Origin of the sequence: Janibacter limosus (assembly GCF_004295485.1) — a bacterium.
Classification (GTDB): domain Bacteria; phylum Actinomycetota; class Actinomycetes; order Actinomycetales; family Dermatophilaceae; genus Janibacter; species Janibacter limosus_A.
Map to the genome: position 1 here is coordinate 3,350,574 of NZ_CP036164.1, position 17,483 is coordinate 3,368,056.

A 17,483-nucleotide genomic window follows, 5' to 3' on the forward strand; every position below is an offset into this window, starting at 1 on the left:
GAGTGTGCGTGATCCGCTGTCACGACCCCACCTTCAGGAGGCAGTGAGGGCTTTCCAGTCGGGTGCCTACCGCGCGGCAATCGTTGAGGCTTGGGTTGCGGTAGCCCTCGACCTAACTAACAAGATCCGCCACCTGGCAGATACGGGCGATGGGGAGGCGAGGGTTAAGATCGAGCAGCTTGACAAGGCCATTGATGAGCGCGACACAGTTGCGATGCAACAGCATGAGCGAACCATCCTTGAAGTGTGCGAGACGAGCTTTGAGTTCCTGACAAGCAGAGAGCGTGTTGAGCTCGAACGGCTCTATGAGGACCGGAACCTCTCCGCACACCCTGCATTTGTCAAGCCGGGCGAGGTGTTCGCGCCTACCGCAGAACTGGTGCGCGGCCATCTGGCAGCAGCCGTCGATTGTGCGCTCGCCCTACCCCCAGTCTCGGGTAGGAAGGCTCTCGACAATTTCCTGCGTGACGTGGACTCCAGTTCTTGGCCACGTGATGGAGACCTAGCGAACTACCTGCGTACGGAATACCTCTCAGGCACTAGACGATCTGTGTGCATCAACTTGACGAAGCTTGTGCTCAAGGGCTCGATGCAGCCACCCACGGACGAAGCGCTAAAGATGAGCGTCGAGATCGTCGCTTCTCGCTGCCGAGCATCCGTCCACGCAATCTATGAAGTTCAGCCTGACTTGGTCAGGGAGGGCATTCACGGGGTGGTTTCATCTTGGGAGCGAACTGGCTCGCTAACTGATGAGGTTCTCCTGCGTATGGTCGGAGCGCTGGGCCATCTTTCGGTTCTTTGGAGCACGATCAGCCCGGGCACCAAGTCACGTGTAGTTGCCCTGCTCGAAGTTGCCGACCCTGACATGCTGATTGACAACCAAACGTTCGCAGCAGGGGAACCTGCCGACGACGACGTGGCCGCTGCCTATGCCCACGCCAAAACCGGGGCGACAGCGGAGTTCGTGAACCTTGAGCGACTGGTCGAAACGCGATCTGTCGAACGTGCGCAATGGGTTGGTCCAGCGCTCGACGCTCTCGAGGGAGCCGCCTCGTTTCGAGCCGCGGAGACCCGCCTCCGTTGTCTTCTGAAGTTGGCGCCACAACTCTCATCGGAGGACCTTGAGCGGGCGTCCGTCTGCATCCGGACGAATAGCCAGATCTATCAGGCATCGGATACTCCCGAGCTACTCCAGAACCTATACCGAGAGACGTGTGCAACCGATGGAACCCAAGATGTGTGGCAGAACCTCGCGGAGGGGCTCCACGAGGATTACATGACCGATCATGACGATCCGGAAGGCTACTACTCCTATAAGAGTCTGCTGGATCTGGCGCGTGGTCTGAACGCTTGAATGCGCCGCTCGCCACGCGACGGCGATCGGATGAGGGCGTCGGGTCCACTGGCGTAGGGACCGTTGAGGTGTCCGCGTCAGATTCAGCCCGGATCCACCGATGAAGTGTCGGTGACGTAGGGAATCGTGCGGGTCGGAACAGGCGAATGCCCCTCCGTGCGAGGAGAATTGGGACTGTCAAAGGTTCCAGTTCACCGAGCAAAAAAGGGGCATCCGGTAGATGCGATCCTCTCACAACCTGTCCGCGGTTTTCGATGACCCCAACTTGGTCTCGTGCGCCGGGCTGGCACCGACCATGGCGCTGGCGCAGCGCGCCGGCCTGGCGGCACTGGTCACCGAGCACCTGAGTTTGAGCAAGCCCGGTAGCGCCAACGCGCACCTGAAGGTCCCGGCACTGGTGGCCGGGATGGTCGCCGGCGCCGACTCCATCGATGACATGGACCTGCTGCGCCACGGCGGGATGGGCCGGCTGTTCACCGGGATACGGGCTCCCTCGACGCTGGGGACCTTCTTGCGGACCTTCTCCTTCGGGCACGTGCGGCAGCTGGACGCGATCGCTTCCCGGTTCCTGAGCGGCCTGACCCGGCACGCGCCGGTCCTGGCCGGCGCCGACCAGATCGCCTACCTCGATGTCGACGACACGATCAAGGCCACCCACGGCTACGCCAAGCAAGGCGTCGGGTACGGCTACAACAAGGTCAAGGGCCTGAACGCGTTGATCGCCACGCTCTCCACCCCGCTGGCCGCACCGATGATCGTGGGCACCCGGCTGCGGCGGGGCAACACCAACTCCGCCCGCGGCGCGGCCAAGTTCGTCGCCGACGCGCTGGCCACCAGCCGCGCCGCCGGGGCCACCGGGCTGCTGGTCGTGCGCGCCGACAGCGCCTACTACGGCCACGACGTGGCCGCCGCAGCCCACCGGGCCGGCGCCCGGTTCTCCGTCACCGCCCGCAACAACACCGCGGTGACCGCGGCGATCTCGAGCATTCCCGAGTCGGCGTGGACCCCGATCCACTACCCGAACGCGATCTGGGACGAGGAGGAACAACGCCTGGTCTCCGACGCCGAGGTCGCCGAGATTCCCTTCACCGCGTTCACCTCCCGCCGCAAGAGCGAGCACATCACCGCCCGGCTGATCGTGCGCCGGGTCAAGCGGCTCAACCCCAAGACCGTGCCCGCCGGGCAGGGCGAACTGTTCGCCACCTATCGCCACCACGGCGTGTTCACCGATACCCCACTGGGAATGCTCGAAGCGGAGGCCGCCCACCGCGCTCACGCCATCATCGAGCAGGTCCACGCCGACCTACGATCTGGCCCGCTGGCCCACGCGCCCTCCGGGTCGTTCGCGGCCAACAGTGCCTGGCTGGTGCTGGCCGCGATCGCTTTCAACCTCACGCGCGCCGCCGGAGCCTTGGCCTCGCTCTTCCACGCCAAGGCCACCACCGCCACCATCCGCAACCACCTGATCGCCGTCCCGGCCCGGCTGGCCCGCTCCGCCCGACGCCTACGCATGCACCTACCCCAAGGCTGGCCCTGGCAGGACGCCTGGGAAGCGCTGTTCACCACCGCCTGCGGGCCACCAAGCCCAGCGATGACCTGACCACCCAGCCCCCACCGGGGCGCGACCAAGGACCCGCAGTGGAAGAACCGGACAGCCCGGTGGCCCCCTCACGCCCTCATCCAGGACCACACGAAAATCCCGCCCTCATGCCGCCAAGAGAACCCGGACGGTGGATCCGGGTTCAGGGGCGCGCAGAGCTGGCATGGCGCTGCAGCGCACTATGCGGCGAGGCAAGGAGCGCGCGGACAGTCTCGCGCTTCTCGACGTTATGCGCATCCTCGGCTCCGAGTGGTCCATGCCTCTCAGGACAAAGACATGCTGAGAGGCATGCGACCCCCTGGGTCAGTCTTGCGAGGATCGCACACCGGGAGCCCTCCGACTGGAGTCCACCTCAGTTCCGTCGGAGCGCTGTCGGCGTCGCTCGCGGCTGGATAGGCAGAGTTGACCTGACGGCGCAGCAGTTCCAATGCTTAGATGTCTCCCTCGACTGCCCACGTTTGTCCGCATGTTGAAGCAGTCCCGCCAACGGGCGGTGCCATATAAGGTTTGAGTAGTGCGGTACAGTATGTCTGCTCTCACGTAATGGATGACCAGCGTGCGCTGGTTGGCGAAAGCTTGGAACTTGTGCGCGACGTGCCCCACCGGATGTGGGTCAACGGCAATCAAGGTCTGTTCCTGATCTGGCGCTGGTCCCCATGCCAGCGCCTGACCGTTCCGCCACCCGCCCAGGGGATGTCGAGCAGAACGAGACTGTCGAGCCCGCTGACTGCCGTCGCGACCCTGGGCGAGAAGCAGGAGTAAGACTCGCGGCTTGCCGCACCTCCTGTCGACACGGCAGCAGAAAGCTCATTCCCATGAGTAACAGCAACTTCCCGCAGCCTGAGTGGACCCAAGACAGCGACGTTTCGATCCGCGTGGGTCGTGAAGAGGTCGCAGTCAAGAGACTCGCTCCCGAACCGGCCACCTATGCCCCGCTGGCACGTCACGAGGCGCAGTTTCTCCGTTCGTTCGATCGCGCAGAAGCAGCCGGGCTGATTAGCAACGCCCCTCCTGAAGGCATGGTGCGAGCCTTTGCTCGCAGCATCGCTGAGGACCCCAAGAGGGTCGTTGATCGCCTCGAGACAGGCATCACGATGTTGTCGACCGACATCGCCGACGTCAGCGTTCTACGCACTGTGTTCTCTTGCTTCGCGGTCCTGCCCGGCGATCAGCCTCGCGGTGCCGCCTCTGGCGGTCGCCCTACGCAGGCACCGGACCCGATTGAAGATTCCGATGCTGCCGAGGACCACCTCGGGCTGCGCACGTTGGTCTTCGAAGACCTGGAACACCTGAGGCGGTGGTGCGCGGACTCGATCGGCCGCTCGCTGGTGCGCGCGAAGAAGCGTGGCCGCCCGCTGGAGATCGCGGCGACGGGTACGCGCCGACCGATCTCGGTATCGATGGTGAGGGTGCAGTTCGAGGACGGCACGCCCGAGCAGTGGGTGCCGATGGCCAGTGATGGCATTAGCCGACTCTCGGTGTGCCTGGCCGGCGTTCTGGACCTGGTGGACAAGGACACGACAGTGGCTGCGAAGAGCATCGTGGAGACGCTGATCCCGACGAATGTCCTGACGGCGTCGAGTCGCTCGAACGATCTGGTCCGCCGGATGCAGCGGCAGCACCACAAGCACGTCGAGGTCTACGAGGGTCGAGTGACCGAGGATGGCCCCGACGAGCGGGCCATCTCGATCCGGCAGTTCTTGAGCCTGCCTGCTGATGTGTACCTGCTAGCGACCCACACGGAGAGCGGCGAACCGCACGCAATGGAGTCGGCCATGCAGGGCGTCGTCTCGGACACTCACACGGGCGTCGACGGGTGGGCCCCGGAGGATCAGGCGCGGCACACGGTTGTCCGGGCGTTGACCAAGATGTTGGACAACGGGGACATCACGGACGCCTTCCATGGCCTGTGCACGGGACGCGTCGATCCCGAAGTGGTTGACGAGCAGATCCACCCGTCCCACGATGATGTCGACAATTCGAAGGTGCTGCTGCGCCGAGCAGTCAGCATCATGGCGGTTTTGGGCAGCCAGACCACCTACGACGTGCTTAAGAGGAACCTGCGCGAGTTCGGTGGGCACCAGCGGCTCACTCTCAACCAGGTGGTCGAGTACATCGCTCCGCTGGTGTGCGAGCCTTGGGGCACCGACAAGCCGATGACGAAGGCTTGGAATTACGGCGGCCCGGTCCTTCCGGAGCTCCGTAGCGCAGTTTTGGAGCCCACGCATCCGGCCGATTATCTCGACTTGGTCGAGCTGATTTTCGATAAGGATGCAGACGAAGACGAAGTCGAGGCTGCCGCGCTCGAGCTGGCGCTTGCCGGCGGTACCGCATTGCTCGCGGATGGGGTCCTGACAACAGCGGTAGTCGGTGGCTCTGGTGGCTCGAAGAGCAAACTCGATTACCGGGGAGCGATCAACACCACTATCGGTTCGCTGACCGCGACCGAGGAGGGGCTGACCCTTCTGGCCATCGCCGCGAACACCTTCAAGCCGGCCCAGAAGGCCGAGAAGAGTCGGCTGCCCGCGCTGGATATGGCCCGGGAGGACCGCATCCAACGCGATAAGGCCAAGGCCGTAGTAGGCGTGACCGAAAAGCAGATCGCTACCTTGGCCGCCCAAGGGGACCCTGGCCGTGCCACGAACAAGGACTCCGAGAACGAGGAGCCGGGCGACGGCGGCCAGACGGAGGAGGAGTTGCTCTTGGACCTCGCCAGCGCGCTCCCGGACGCGGCTCAGGACCTGCTGAAGGACGTCGAAGAGGTCCGGCGGCTGCACGATCGAGTTGGTGCGACCACCGGACTGTCCGAGGAGGACATCGACGCGTTCCACGATGCGCTGATGCAGGCGAACAAACTGATCGGGAAGCTCCAGTGACGGCCACGAGCCGAGGCATCGCCGTGAGTCACGGCCGTTCTCGGCGCCAGCGTGTGTTGGTGCCGGTCGATCCCGTGGCCACTACCGCGTCGAGGTCGCTGGTGTTCGCCGGCCAGCGGCAGCTGGTGTCGACGTGGCAAGAGGCCGTCGCGCGGGAGGAGTGCAGTCCGGCCCTCGGCCAGTGGGTCCGATGGCTGACGTTGTCCAAGACGCCGGACTACACGCCGACCTCGATGCCGTTGGACGTGCTGCATGTGCGCCGGGGCGAGATCGAGGATCCGGTCCTTTGGCCGCAGGGTGTAGAACCGCGGGTCTATGTCGCCTTCGATGGGCGCGAGGCAGTGTATGTGGGTCAGACGGGTCGGCCACTGCTTCACCGAATCCGCCAGCACTACGGCAACCAGAGCACTGCCGATCAGCGCGAGAAGGCGGGCACGTGGGAGTTCATTACGAGCGTCGCGTTCAGTGGCCTCCGCCATGGCCAGCTCGGCGAACTCGAGGCGAGCGCTGCCAGGTGGGTTCTGCCGGCTCATCGGCGAGCTGGTCGACAGCACCCTCGAACCGGGTAGGCCTAACATCATCCCCAGCGGCGAATGGGTCACCTTCCCGAGAATCCCGGGAACCAGTTCTCCCGGCGCGCACTCAAGTGGATCCCTTCGCCGAGGTGCATATTTCGTGGCCGTCGGTTCCGTGCGTATGAACGGCATCTGACTAGACCCGGGTGCGCTGGCGATAGGGTCTGCCCAGAGTTTGGTTGACACCTGACCTGTGAGGATTCGTCTTCGCTGGAAGGATGTCTGTCATGCCGAAGCCCTATCCCAAGGAGTTCCGCGATGACGTCGTGGCAGTGGCCCGCAAGGGCGAAGCTTCGATGAAGCAGATCGCGAAGGACTTCGGGATTTCCGAAGGTTGTCTGTCGAACTGGCTGAAGAAGGCCGACGTCGAGGACGGACACCGTCCTGGAGTCACCGAGAGGCAGTCGGCTGAGGTGCGTGAGCTGAAGAAACGCAACCGGCTGCTGGAGCAGGAGAACGAGGTTCTGCGTCGTGCGGCTGCCTACCTGTCGCAGGCGAACCTGCCGGGAAAATAGTCTTCCCGCTCGTCCGTGAGATGGCCGCGGCCGGTGCCCGAGTCAGGGTGCCGGTCGCGGTGGCGTGCAGGGTGCTGAAGCTGTCGACTCAGGGGTACTACAAGTGGGTCAACTCTCCTGTGTCACAACGTGACTGGGACGACGCGCATGTCATCGACGTGATCCGTGACATCCACGCCGACGACCCCACTCTCGGCTACCGGTTCATCGGCGACGAACTCGCCGACGTCGGCATCGCCGCGAGCGAGAACCGGGCGTGGCGGTTGTGCTCGATCGCGGGGGTGTTCGCCTCCCACCATCGCCGGCGGGGCAAGTCCGGCAAGCCTGGGCCGGCCGTGCATGACGACCTGCTCGCGAGCATCGACGACAAGGGCCGGGTGACTCACGACTTCGTCGGGGCGGCGTCCGGCCCGAACCAGGTGTGGTTGACCGACATCTCCGAGCACCCCACCAAGGAAGGCAAGCTCTACCTGTGTGCGGTCAAGGACGTGTACTCCAACAAGATCGTGGGCTACTCGATCGGCTCACGGATGAAGTCCGGGCTGGCCGCTGCCGCGTTGCGCAACGCGATCGCCCTGCGGTCGCCAGAGGCCACCATCGTGCACAGCGACCGAGGATCTCAATTCCGTTCCAAGAAGGTGGTGCGGCTGTTGAAGAACAACGGCCTACGCGGCTCGATGGGCCGCGTGGGATCCAGCGGCGACAACGCCGCCATGGAAAGCTTTTTCGCTCTGTTGCAGAAGAACGTCCTCGACACCCGCCGCTGGGACAGCCGCGAAGAACTGCGCCTGGCGATCGTCACCTGGATCGAAACCAAGTACCACCGCCGCCGTCGCCAGCGTGCACTGGGCAAGCTCACCCCGGTCGAGTTTGAGATGATCTACGTGGCCGCACACGCGGCCTGAGAACCACCCCCGAGTGTCAACCCAACTCTGGGCAGTCCCGTGTCTGCCGCAGTCTTACAGAAGTGTCGGCGTTGGGAGCGCAACGGGCGCGTTTGGCCTGCGCTCCGGTCGAGTTGAGCCCCATAGAGTGGTGTAGCGCGGTCGCCCAGTGGGAAGGAAGCCACGGATCGGTCGCAGGGGAGGCCGTCTTCCCCGTTCGCTAGCGGTCGTAATTGAGGGGGTATTGGTAGATGGATATCTCAGACTCGGGGAGTGTTGCTGCCGCTCAGGATGTCCGTCCGTTCGCGAAAGTTCGCTTCTGGAATGGAGAACTTTCGGAGGCGAAGCGGTGCGTCCACTCCGTGGTCTTGGGCTCGTAGTCCGCAACCAGCGGGCTTGTCCGACGAGCAAGTTGCGTACGCTCACCCAAGAGGCGGGAGATGACGCGCCGACTACGAGGACAAGACGAACATGCGCAGCCGTATTGGGAACAACACCGACGAGTCCAATGAGGTCCTCCTTGCCGCGGTGGCGATCGTCGGCACGTTCGACGCGATAGAGCGAAGAATCGTGATGCCACCCCACGAACGGAGTGAGATCGCGCGCATCGATGCGGCGCTCGGCGCAGACATCTGGGTCAGCCACACCCTCGCAGCGAGTGCCCGGACCTCGATGGCGACGATGGCGCACCTGGCCCACCTCCTCGGGGCAGTGGGAGAGCCGCGTGCGTCCGTCGTCGCGACGCTTTCCCGGGCAGCGCTGGTGTCGACTGGGCGGGTGATCTATGTGCTCGGTCCGCTGGATGCTGACGAGCGCGTCGAGCACGCGCGTCAGGTATCCCGTCAGCAGGCGAGGAGCTACCTGGCGATGGTGAAGAGCGCACGCGACTTCACTGAACTCGAGGGGCTCCAGGCAGAGCGCGTCCCGGACGATGCTGACGACCCCTTCACCGAGGAGATCGATCGCCTCGGCAAGGGCGGGCCGGGTGATGGAGCCATGCTCAAGTCCACCGCCCGAACCATGGCCGAAGCGCTCGCTCGAGACTCAGCCAATGGAACTGACGATCCCCAGATCCAGAAGCAGCTTCAGGAGCACATCGAGTGGATGTGGAACGTGTGGTCTGGGATGGCGCATGGCTACGCGTGGCCGGACCTGATTCCGGGCGAGAAGAGTTCCGACCAGCACATCGTCCCTGGTCACTGGGTCGGCGACTTCTATCAACTCGCCTCGTTCACGCAACTCGCTCTGACCCAGTTGGGCGATGCCACGCTCGCGGCCCCATAGAAGGTGTGAACGAAAGGACTGAAACCCAGTTCATCATCGAGCCTGACGGGGTATGCGCTGTCACCGGGATCCGCCGGCGCCCTCTGGCGAGACTGGTGAGCCGAGGGTCGCCTAGATTGCACGTGCGACGCTGGGGGCGCGATCTGTGCAAAGTAGGCCGCGTGTCCTGCGCAGTCTTCGCTGCATCTCGACATCTGATGTCGAGATGCAGCGCAGATTGCAGAGAAGGCAGGTCTTTGCAGCAATAACTTCTCGTTATGGGTTCTCAAAAGTTCTTGTTATGAGTCGCAGTGCATCAGGGGCGAGGCAAGGGGCTTGGTGAAGCGCCCCAGGTTTGATGCCGCTCCTGTTTGAGTCCAGGAGGATGAGCACATGCCGAAGAAGATTGATCCCGAGCTACGCGCTCGAGCTGTCAGGTTGGTGACCGAGCACCAGCAGGAGTACCCCTCGGTGACCGAGGCGATGGTCGCGGTATCGAAGCAGCTGGGCGTCTCGCGGGAGTCCGTCCGCCGATGGGTCAGCCAGGCGGACATCGACGCCGGACGTCGCGAAGGCGTCAGCAGCCAAGAGCACCAAGAGATCAAGCGATTGAAGGCGGAGAATCGTCGGTTGCGCGAGGACGTGGCCGTGCTGAAGGCGGCGACGACTTTCTTCGCGGGGGAGCTCGACCCCCGCAACCGATGATCATGGGATTCATCGACACCATGAGGGCCCAGGGCCACGCGGTCGAGTCGATCTGCCGGGTGCTGCGCGAGCAGGGCTGCCGGATCGCTGCGCGGACCTACCGCAGCTGGAAGACCAGTGGCCGTGCCGTGGCCGCGCGGACCATGACCGATGCCCAGGTCATGGACGCGGTCCGTGACATCGCCTGGACCCTCGACCAGCACGGCCGGCGCAAGCTGACCCCGGAGGGTCTCTACGGCCGCCGGAAGATGACCGCCTGCGTGCGTCGCACCGTCATCGGTGATGCGTCGTTCGGGGCGGTGGACCGGGCGATGCGCACCCTTGGCCTGACCGGCGTGCGACGCGACAAGGGCGTGCGCACCACGATCCCTGCCAAGGACGGCATCCGCGCTGGTGACCTGCTCGATCGTGACTTCACCGCACCGGCCCCCAACCGGGTGTGGGTCACCGACTTCACCTACGTCAGGACGTGGGCTGGCTTCACGTATGTCGCGTTCATCGTCGATGTCTACGCCCAACGGATCGTGGCCTGGCATGCCGCGACTACCAAGCAGACCGATCTGGTGATGATCCCGCTGCGGATGGCGCTGTGGCAGCGTGGCCGCGAGAAGCACCCCACCGAGCCCGGTGAGTTGATCCACCACTCGGACGCCGGGTCGCAATATACGAGTCTGCGGTTGACCGCGCACCTTGCCCTGGAGGAGATCCGGCCCTCGATCGGATCGGTCGGCGACGCCTACGACAACGCGCTGATGGAAACGATCAACGGCCTCTACAAGGCCGAGTGCATCCGCACCACCGTCTTCCACGACGGGCCCTACAAGAGCATCGCCGACGTCGAGTACGCCACCGCCGGCTGGGTCGACTGGTACAACAACCGACGGCTCCATGGCTCGCTGGGCAACGTCCCACCCATCGAGTACGAGCAAGCCCACTACGCTGCCCTTAACCCCGAGCCGCAGCCCGTATGAGAGCGGCAGAGAACCTGGGTCGCTTCATGGAGCCACTCTGAGTCGTCCAAGGAGAAGACCTTCGAGGGATACGCCCAGGAGCTGGGGCTGGACATGAAGCAGTACCGCGCCAGCCTGAAGGACCCCGCCGCCGCGCAGCGCATCGAGCAGAGCACGAAGGATGCCCAGACACTGGGCGTCACCGGCACACCCACGTTCTTCCTCGACGGCAAAAAGATCGAGCCGACCACCATCGCCGACTTCGAGACCAAGCTTGATGCCGCAATCGAAGACTGACCCGACCGCTGTCACTCCGGCGGCTGCGGTCAACGCGCGTGGACTGGGCTGGCTGTACCTCGTCGGGGGCCTGATCGGGCTGCTCTGCGCTGTCGTGCTCCTCATCGAGAAGACCGAGCTGCTCAAGAACCCGGACTACGTCCCCTCGTGCAGCATCAACCCAATCCTGTCCTGCGGCTCGGTCATGGTCACTCCTCAGGCCGACGCTCTTGGTATCCCCAACCCGCTCATCGGAGTCACCGGGTTCGCAGCCCTCGCCATGCTTGGAGCAGTCCTGGTCAGTGCCACGAGCCTTCGTGCATGGTTGTGGGTGGCGACCCAGGCCGTGGTGAGCCTCGCGGTGGTGTTCATCCACTGGCTGATCTTCCAGAGCTTGTACGTCATCGGAGCCCTGTGCCCCTATTGCATGATCGTGTGGGTCGTGACCATCGCCGTCTTCTGGCACACCACCATCCACAACCTCCGGCGTCACCGGGGCTCCGTCGCTTCGCCCGCACACCGCGGTGTAGCGATGCTCATCGAGTACCGCGCAGCGGTCTTGACCGCCTGGTACCTCGTGATCATCGTGCTCATCGCTATCAGGTTCTGGGACTACTGGGTCACGCTCCTGTGATCACTGACCCGTGGACCGAATCGCAATCACGCCGAGAGGCCGAGCGGCATTCTCCAGCCACCCCGGCGCCAACGAACGACGACCCCGACACCTCGCCGCGCATCCACGCACACGCGCCGACAACCTCAGGAGCATGAGACCCGAATGACCGCACGTCGTCCATCCCGCCGAAGTCTCCTCACCGCGGCAGGTGCCATCGCTGCCACCGGTGCTCTCGCCGCGTGCTCCTCATCCGGCGCCGAGGATGACCAAGACCTCGGCTATCGATCCGGGGACGGCAGCGTGACCGCCTTCGACGAGTCCCAGCGGGGCGAACCGGTTGAACTGGCTGGTGAAACGCTTGACGGCCAGACGTGGGACAGCGCCGATCACCGTGGCAAGGTCGTCGTCGTCAACGTCTGGGCCAGCTGGTGCGGACCCTGCGCCAAAGAGGCCCCACACCTCGTCGCGCTCAACAAGGAGATGAAGGGGGAGGACGTGCAGCTCGTCGGGATCAACTTCCGAGAGTCCTCCGTGGCGACCGGCAGAGCACAAGCCAAGACGTGGGGCTTCACCTGGCCCTCGATCTACGACAAGTCCGGAATCACCTCGATCGCCATGCAAGGCAAGATGACCACCCAGCCCTCCACCGCTGTCCTCGACCGCCAGGGTCGTATCGCTGCGGTTGTCCTCGGAGCGACCACGCAGTCGACCCTCCGAGGCTTGATCGAGGACACCCTTGCCGAGGGGGGCCGATGATCGTCTCCTTCACGACCGGGCTCAGTGACCAGGTCGCCAGTGGGGCTCTGCCTCTTGCGGCGCTCGTCGCGGCCCTCGCCGGGCTAGTCTCCTTCGCCACGCCCTGCGTGCTGCCCCTCGTACCGGGCTATCTCGGCTACGTCACCGGCCTGTCCGACGTAGCACTGGAGAAGCGCAGCCGCGGCCGGATGGTCTTGGGCGCGCTGCTGTTCATCCTCGGCTTCACCCTCGTTTTCGTTCTTGCCTCGATGTTCGTCGCCACCGCTGGCCGCGCGCTCGTGGAGCACCGAGAGCTGCTGATGCGCATCGGTGGCGTAGTGGTGATTCTCATGGCCCTTGTCTTCCTCGGCGCCGGTTCGCAGCGGACCTTCCGCCTGCCGATCAAGCCCGCCACCGGCCTGACCGGGGCGCCCGTCCTCGGGGCCGTCTTCGGCCTGGGCTGGGCGCCCTGCATGGGCCCGACACTCGCCGCGGTCCTCGCGCTCAACCTCGCCGGCGACGCCTCGATCACCCGAGCTGTCGTTCTCGCCGTGGCCTACTGCCTCGGGCTAGGACTGCCCTTCATCCTCATCGCCGCGGCCTACGAGCGCTGGGCCCCGGTCTCGTCGTGGCTGCAACGACACCAACGCACGATCCAAGTCGTCGGCGCAACCCTGCTGATCATCGTCGGGACACTCCTGCTAACCGGCGGCTGGGATTCGATCGTCCAGCGGCTGCAAACCACACTCATCAGTGACTGGAAAGTGCCCCTCTGATGTGAAGGAGCGCGGCCCACTGATGTTCGTTTCCGAACCCAGTGGTGGCGCGGGCTGCTCGTCCCAGTGACGGATCGTGGCCTACGGGCTCTCCCGGTTCGTCGCCGACGACCGCCACGCACCGCCCGACGCCTTGAGCTCCCATCACGACGGGTGCTAGGCGCCCGCAGTGTCACTGACTTGCGCGACCGGCACGTCCCGGCAGCAACAATCTGGATGGCGATCGCAGGCGTGCACGATCACGCCGCGTTGGACCACACATCCACAATCCGCACATGCCATCTCCATGAGTTCAGGCTATCGAACCTTTGTTGAGGCAGGAGCTTTGAGCCTGGCGGTTCGTGCATCCGACTTCTGAAATCCGTGCCGTCCACTTCTGAAATCGAGAGCGGGCGCTCTACGGCATCACCCGTCTCACGGGTGGAATCCCCACCCACTGTCGTTCGTTTTAGGGCCGCGGCCGGCAACTGTCATCGTCCGAAGTTCATCGCGGCAAGGGTGTGAGCCCTGGTTGCTATAGCCCTCAGTTTCTCCAGTCGCGGTGTGCGGTGAGGATCCTCTTGAGGCGTGCCGCAGGAGGGCACCGCTGCGGTCACAGGAAGCAGCAGACCCGAACGGCGTCGCTTCTGTCGGGTCCTGCGGCAACGCCGTCGTGCAGCTGGGACACAGTGTCACGGAGGTCCTGCAGGGCGGCGATTTGAGTATCCAAGCCGGCCAGCCTCTCGGCGAGTAGACCCCGGACGTGCTGGCACGGGGCATCGCCAGCGTCTCGGATCCGGAGGATCTCGCGGATCTGAGCCAGGGTGAGGCTGGCGGCGCGCCCGCGGCGGATGAAGTCCAGACGCGCGATGCTCTTCGGGGTGAAGTCTCGGTAGCCGCCGGCGGTACGCGCAGCCGGGGGGAGCAGGGCATTGGCCTCGTAGAAGCGGATCGTCTTCGCCGTCGTATCACTCACCGCAGCCAGCTCACCGATCAGCACTGCCGCCCCCCCACGTTCTCGACTTCCTCGCCTTGACCTTGCCCTTAACTGGAACCCCCAGTGTGTCTTACGCGAGCTCGGATCGGACAGCGGGCACACGAGCGGCGACTGCGGACACGAAGCAGAGGGGCAAGCGACCATAGTGGCTAGGCGGACAACGGTGACAGCGCTGTTGCGGCAGAGGCCGTACCGGCAGCTGTGGGTGGCGCGGACGGTGTCGCAGTGGGGAGACGCGTTCAACACCGTCGCCCTGGTACTGCTCGTCTACTCCCTAACCGGTTCGGGCGTGGGCGTCTCGGGCGTGGTGATCGCGGAGATCATCCCGGTGCTCCTGTTGGCGCCGATCGCCGGCGCGGTGGTCGACCGGTTGCCGCGGATCCCGGTGATGATCGGCGCCGACTTGGTGCGCGCCGGGTTAGCATTCGCGCTGCCTTTCGTCCAGGGGCACGTGGCCGCGGTGTACGCAGTCGCGGTCGGCCTGTCGGCGGCGGCGGTGTTCTTCAACCCCGCCGCGCAGTCCGTGCTCCCCGCGATCGTGCGCGAACGGGACCTGGTCGCCGCCAACAGCGGGCTGTGGACCGCCGCGGTCATTTCGCAGGTCGTGCTCGCACCCCTCGCTGGGATCGTGGTCGTCAGCTTCGGCTACACCTGGGCGTTCTGGATCAACGCCGTCAGCTACCTGCTGTCCGCGCTGGCCCTGCGACGCCTGACCATCCCCGCCGCGCCAGCGATGACTACGCGCACCTCGTGGTATGCCGACGCCACCGCTGGGATTGCCGCCATGGCTGGGCATCGGCTGCTGCGGGCGTTGGCCGCTGGCCAGTTCTTGGCGGCGCTGTCCGCGGGAGCCACTGGTGCTCTGCTCGTCGTACTGGCCCAAGAACACTTGGCCCTGCGCCCAAGTGACTACGGGCTGCTACTGGGTGCGATCGGGGTGGGTGCGGCCCTCGGCCCGCTACTGCTGTCCCGACTGACCGACGACCCGCGTCGCCCGGTCTACGTCCTCGGACCCTTCGTTCTGCGGGCAGCCGTCGACGCAGTGCTCGCCACCGTGACCGGCCTCGTCGCCGCCACGAGCACCCTGCTCGCCTATGGCATTGGCACCTCCACAGGTGCCGTGACCTTCAACTCCCTGCTCCAGGCCGAAACCCCCGAGAAACTGCGTGGGAGGGTCTTCGCCGGCTTCGACATGCTCTGGCAGTCAGGTCGGCTTCTGTCCCTGCTCGCCGGCGGGCTGCTCGCCGACACGCTCGGTATCCGCGCCGTCTACTACCTCGGCGCCACCCTCCTTCTCGCCGCCGCGACCGCAGGATGGATCGGCCTACGCCAAACGACCACTATCGATGGATAAGGCTGTCCCGGTTCACCGACCAGTCACGCGACGCCGGACGCTGGACAGGTCGGGCCCGACTCCGGTGACGTCAGGTTCTGAGCCACACAGGGCCGTGCGGTGACGATAGGCAACGCGACTGGCTCCCAGGATGCCTTTGCTCCTCAGCGCCCGAGCGACAGGGAGATTGTGAAGCACGAGCCCTTCCCCGGACCGGGGCTGGATGCGGTGAGTCCTCCGTGATGCGCGTCGATGATGGCCTTGCTGATGGTCAGGCCGATGCCAGATCCTCGTTGGTCGTTGGTGCGGGCCGAGTCCCCGCGGTAGAAGCGTTCGAATGCGTGCTGTACCTGCTCGGGGGTCATGCCGTCGCCGGTGTCGGTGACGGTGATGATGGCCTCACCGTCTTCACGGGTGGCCGTCAGGGTGACTGTTCCGCCTGCAGGGGTGTGCCGGTGTGCGTTGGTGAGGAGGTTGGTCATGACTTGGGCGAATCGGACGGGATCGACCAGGGTCTCGAGTCCTGTCGCCTGGTCAACGTCCAGGACCAGGTTGATGCCCTTCTCCGAGTAGCTGTCATGCATGCCCCCGTAGGCCGCCCACAACAAGTCGGCCACCTTGTGGCGTTGGATGTCGAGGGCGAGGTGTCCTTCTTCGGCCGTGGAGACCTCGTTGATGTCCTCGGCCAGCCGCTCGAGTCGTTCCGTCTGGGCGGTCAACGCGAGACGAGAGTCATCACCCAGGGTCACCACGCCGTCGTGCAGTCCCTCGTGGTAGGCGCTCAAGGTCGCGATCGGCGTGCGAAGTTCGTGGGCGAGGTCGGAAAGCATCCGCCGTCGGGTGTCCTCGACTCCTTCCAAGCGGGCCGCCATCACGTTGAATGCTCCGGCGAGGGTCTCGAGCTCAGTCCCCGCACCGACATGAGGCACGCGGGTGGAGTAGTGGCCACGGCTCAGTTCGCGCGCGGCATCGGTCATCTGCGCCAGCGGTTGGCGCAGTCGTCGGGCGAGGAACCAGGCCACCGCAGTCGCCCCAGTCAGAGAGATGAGCAGACTCACACCCGAGGCGATGAGCGAAGCGTCCCGGTAGGCCATCTCGATGTGGACCAGCTCGGGCGCGTTCTCCTGGTGCCCCGCTTGGAGGAGGTGGTCGTGGAAGATCGGGGGGCCGATGACGGCGGCGACGAGACCGGCGGTCAGTGCTCCCGCAAGGAGTACCAGGATCTGGCCCGCCAGTAATCGAGGCGCCAGACCCTTGGAGAGCTTGTTGACGCGCTTGTTCATCCAGGCCCCATCCGGTAACCGATGCCGCGCACCGTGGTGATGTAGCGAGCGAGATCGGGGTTGTCTCCGAGCTTGCGTCGCAGGTGAGCGATGTGGACGTCGACCAGGTGCTCGTCGCCGACCCAGCCGCCACCCCAGACCTCTTCGATGAGCTGCGTGCGGGAGAAGGCCATCGCGGGTCGTTGGGCCAGGGTCATCAGCAGATCCCGTTCGGTAGGTGTCAGCGGAACTGGTTCCCCCTTCAGGTGGACCTGTTGCCCGAGCGGGTCGACCTGAAGGTCCCCGAATACCCATGGGGTTGCCGCAGCGGTGGAGTTGCCGGGGTTCCCGCCCCGTGGGCGACGCAGGACCGTCTGCACGCGTGCCACCAGCTCGCGCACGCTGAAGGGTTTGGTGACGTAGTCGTCGGCGCCCACGGACAGGCCGATCAGGGTGTCTACCTCGTCCGTCCGGGCGGTTGCGACGATGACGTAGCAGTCGCTGAAGGTGCGGATCTGGCGGCAGACCTCGATGCCGTCCAGTCCGGGCAGTCCCAGGTCGAGGATCACCACGTCTGGGGACTGCTCTCGTGCTGCGTGTACTCCGGCGACGCCGTCGTGCTCGACGGCGGTCTGGTACCCGCTGCGGGCGAGATAGGCGGCGATCATCTCCGCCAGCGTCTTCTCGTCCTCGATGATGAGCACCTTCGCCAACGGCTCGACAGGGCTTCGTGTGCTCACGACAGACAGTCTCACCCGAGGGCCGCACCACGGCCGACGTCAGCGGT

Annotated in this window: 15 protein-coding genes and 1 pseudogene; 13 read left to right on the forward strand and 3 right to left on the reverse strand. The window is 65.1% G+C overall.

Annotation, left to right across the window (positions count from 1 at the left end; translation table 11 throughout):
• The first annotated feature begins 43 nt into the window (after nt 1–43).
• The 12 genes and pseudogenes from EXU32_RS16100 (at nt 44) to EXU32_RS16155 (ending at nt 13,125) form a co-directional block, all read left to right on the forward strand.
• Nucleotides 44–1,354, forward strand: coding sequence for a hypothetical protein (locus EXU32_RS16100; RefSeq protein ID WP_165399711.1), 1,311 nt, complete (start codon nt 44–46; stop codon nt 1,352–1,354).
• 220 nt (nt 1,355–1,574) lie between these two features.
• A complete protein-coding gene (locus EXU32_RS16105) occupies nt 1,575–2,954 on the forward strand; it encodes an IS1380 family transposase (protein WP_130628214.1) in 1,380 nt (459 codons plus the stop codon).
• A gap of 543 nt (nt 2,955–3,497) precedes the next feature.
• Nucleotides 3,498–3,716 carry a hypothetical protein gene (locus tag EXU32_RS16110; protein ID WP_130630820.1) on the forward strand — a complete coding sequence of 73 codons (219 nt, stop codon included), beginning with the start codon at nt 3,498–3,500 and terminating at the stop codon, nt 3,714–3,716.
• A gap of 53 nt (nt 3,717–3,769) precedes the next feature.
• Nucleotides 3,770–5,830 (forward strand): hypothetical protein, encoded by a 2,061-nt coding sequence (locus EXU32_RS16115; protein ID WP_130630821.1) that lies wholly within the window; start codon nt 3,770–3,772, stop codon nt 5,828–5,830.
• A 59-nt stretch (nt 5,831–5,889) separates the two neighbouring features.
• Nucleotides 5,890–6,399 (forward strand): hypothetical protein, encoded by a 510-nt coding sequence (locus EXU32_RS16120; protein WP_130630822.1) that lies wholly within the window; start codon nt 5,890–5,892, stop codon nt 6,397–6,399.
• A 233-nt stretch (nt 6,400–6,632) separates the two neighbouring features.
• Nucleotides 6,633–7,825, forward strand: a protein-coding gene (locus EXU32_RS16125; RefSeq protein ID WP_130630823.1) for an IS3 family transposase whose coding sequence is annotated in 2 segments (ribosomal slippage) — nt 6,633–6,911 and nt 6,914–7,825 — 1,191 coding nt in all. Because the reading frame shifts where the segments join, the coding sequence is not laid out codon by codon here.
• Between the two features lie 450 nt (nt 7,826–8,275).
• Nucleotides 8,276–9,088, forward strand: coding sequence for a hypothetical protein (locus EXU32_RS16130; protein WP_130630824.1), 813 nt, complete (start codon nt 8,276–8,278; stop codon nt 9,086–9,088).
• Nucleotides 9,089–9,460: 372 nt separating this feature from the next.
• Nucleotides 9,461–10,743 (forward strand): IS3 family transposase gene (locus EXU32_RS16135; RefSeq protein WP_130630825.1). Its coding sequence is split into 2 segments (ribosomal slippage): nt 9,461–9,734 and nt 9,734–10,743, totalling 1,284 coding nucleotides; the frame shifts between segments, so codons are not numbered across the junction.
• Between the two features lie 69 nt (nt 10,744–10,812).
• A pseudogene (locus EXU32_RS16140) lies at nt 10,813–11,019 on the forward strand (DsbA family protein); the annotation flags it as partial.
• Entirely contained in the window at nt 11,000–11,632 is a 633-nt protein-coding gene (locus EXU32_RS16145; protein ID WP_130630826.1) for a vitamin K epoxide reductase family protein, read from the forward strand. The pseudogene EXU32_RS16140 and the gene EXU32_RS16145, both read left to right, overlap by 20 nt.
• A gap of 282 nt (nt 11,633–11,914) precedes the next feature.
• Nucleotides 11,915–12,370 (forward strand): TlpA disulfide reductase family protein, encoded by a 456-nt coding sequence (locus EXU32_RS16150; protein ID WP_165399712.1) that lies wholly within the window; start codon nt 11,915–11,917, stop codon nt 12,368–12,370.
• The gene (locus EXU32_RS16155) at nt 12,367–13,125 is read left to right on the forward strand and encodes a cytochrome c biogenesis CcdA family protein (RefSeq protein WP_130630828.1); all 759 of its coding nucleotides are present in this window, start codon (nt 12,367–12,369) and stop codon (nt 13,123–13,125) included. The genes EXU32_RS16150 and EXU32_RS16155 overlap by 4 nt, the downstream gene beginning before the upstream one ends.
• A gap of 592 nt (nt 13,126–13,717) precedes the next feature.
• Here EXU32_RS16155 and EXU32_RS16160 read toward each other — a convergent pair.
• Complete coding sequence (locus EXU32_RS16160) at nt 13,718–14,104, reverse strand: heavy metal-responsive transcriptional regulator (protein ID WP_130630829.1); 387 nt, start codon at nt 14,102–14,104, stop codon at nt 13,718–13,720.
• A 160-nt stretch (nt 14,105–14,264) separates the two neighbouring features.
• Here EXU32_RS16160 and EXU32_RS16165 point away from each other — a divergent pair, with 160 nt between their 5' ends.
• Complete coding sequence (locus tag EXU32_RS16165) at nt 14,265–15,455, forward strand: MFS transporter (protein ID WP_130630830.1); 1,191 nt, start codon at nt 14,265–14,267, stop codon at nt 15,453–15,455.
• 143 nt (nt 15,456–15,598) lie between these two features.
• Here EXU32_RS16165 and EXU32_RS16170 read toward each other — a convergent pair whose 3' ends face one another.
• Entirely contained in the window at nt 15,599–16,717 is a 1,119-nt protein-coding gene (locus EXU32_RS16170) for a sensor histidine kinase (protein ID WP_130630831.1), read from the reverse strand.
• Nucleotides 16,714–17,364 (reverse strand): response regulator transcription factor, encoded by a 651-nt coding sequence (locus EXU32_RS16175; RefSeq protein WP_242612992.1) that lies wholly within the window; start codon nt 17,362–17,364, stop codon nt 16,714–16,716. Before EXU32_RS16175 ends, EXU32_RS16170 begins: the two co-directional genes overlap by 4 nt.
• Nucleotides 17,365–17,483 lie beyond the last annotated feature (119 nt).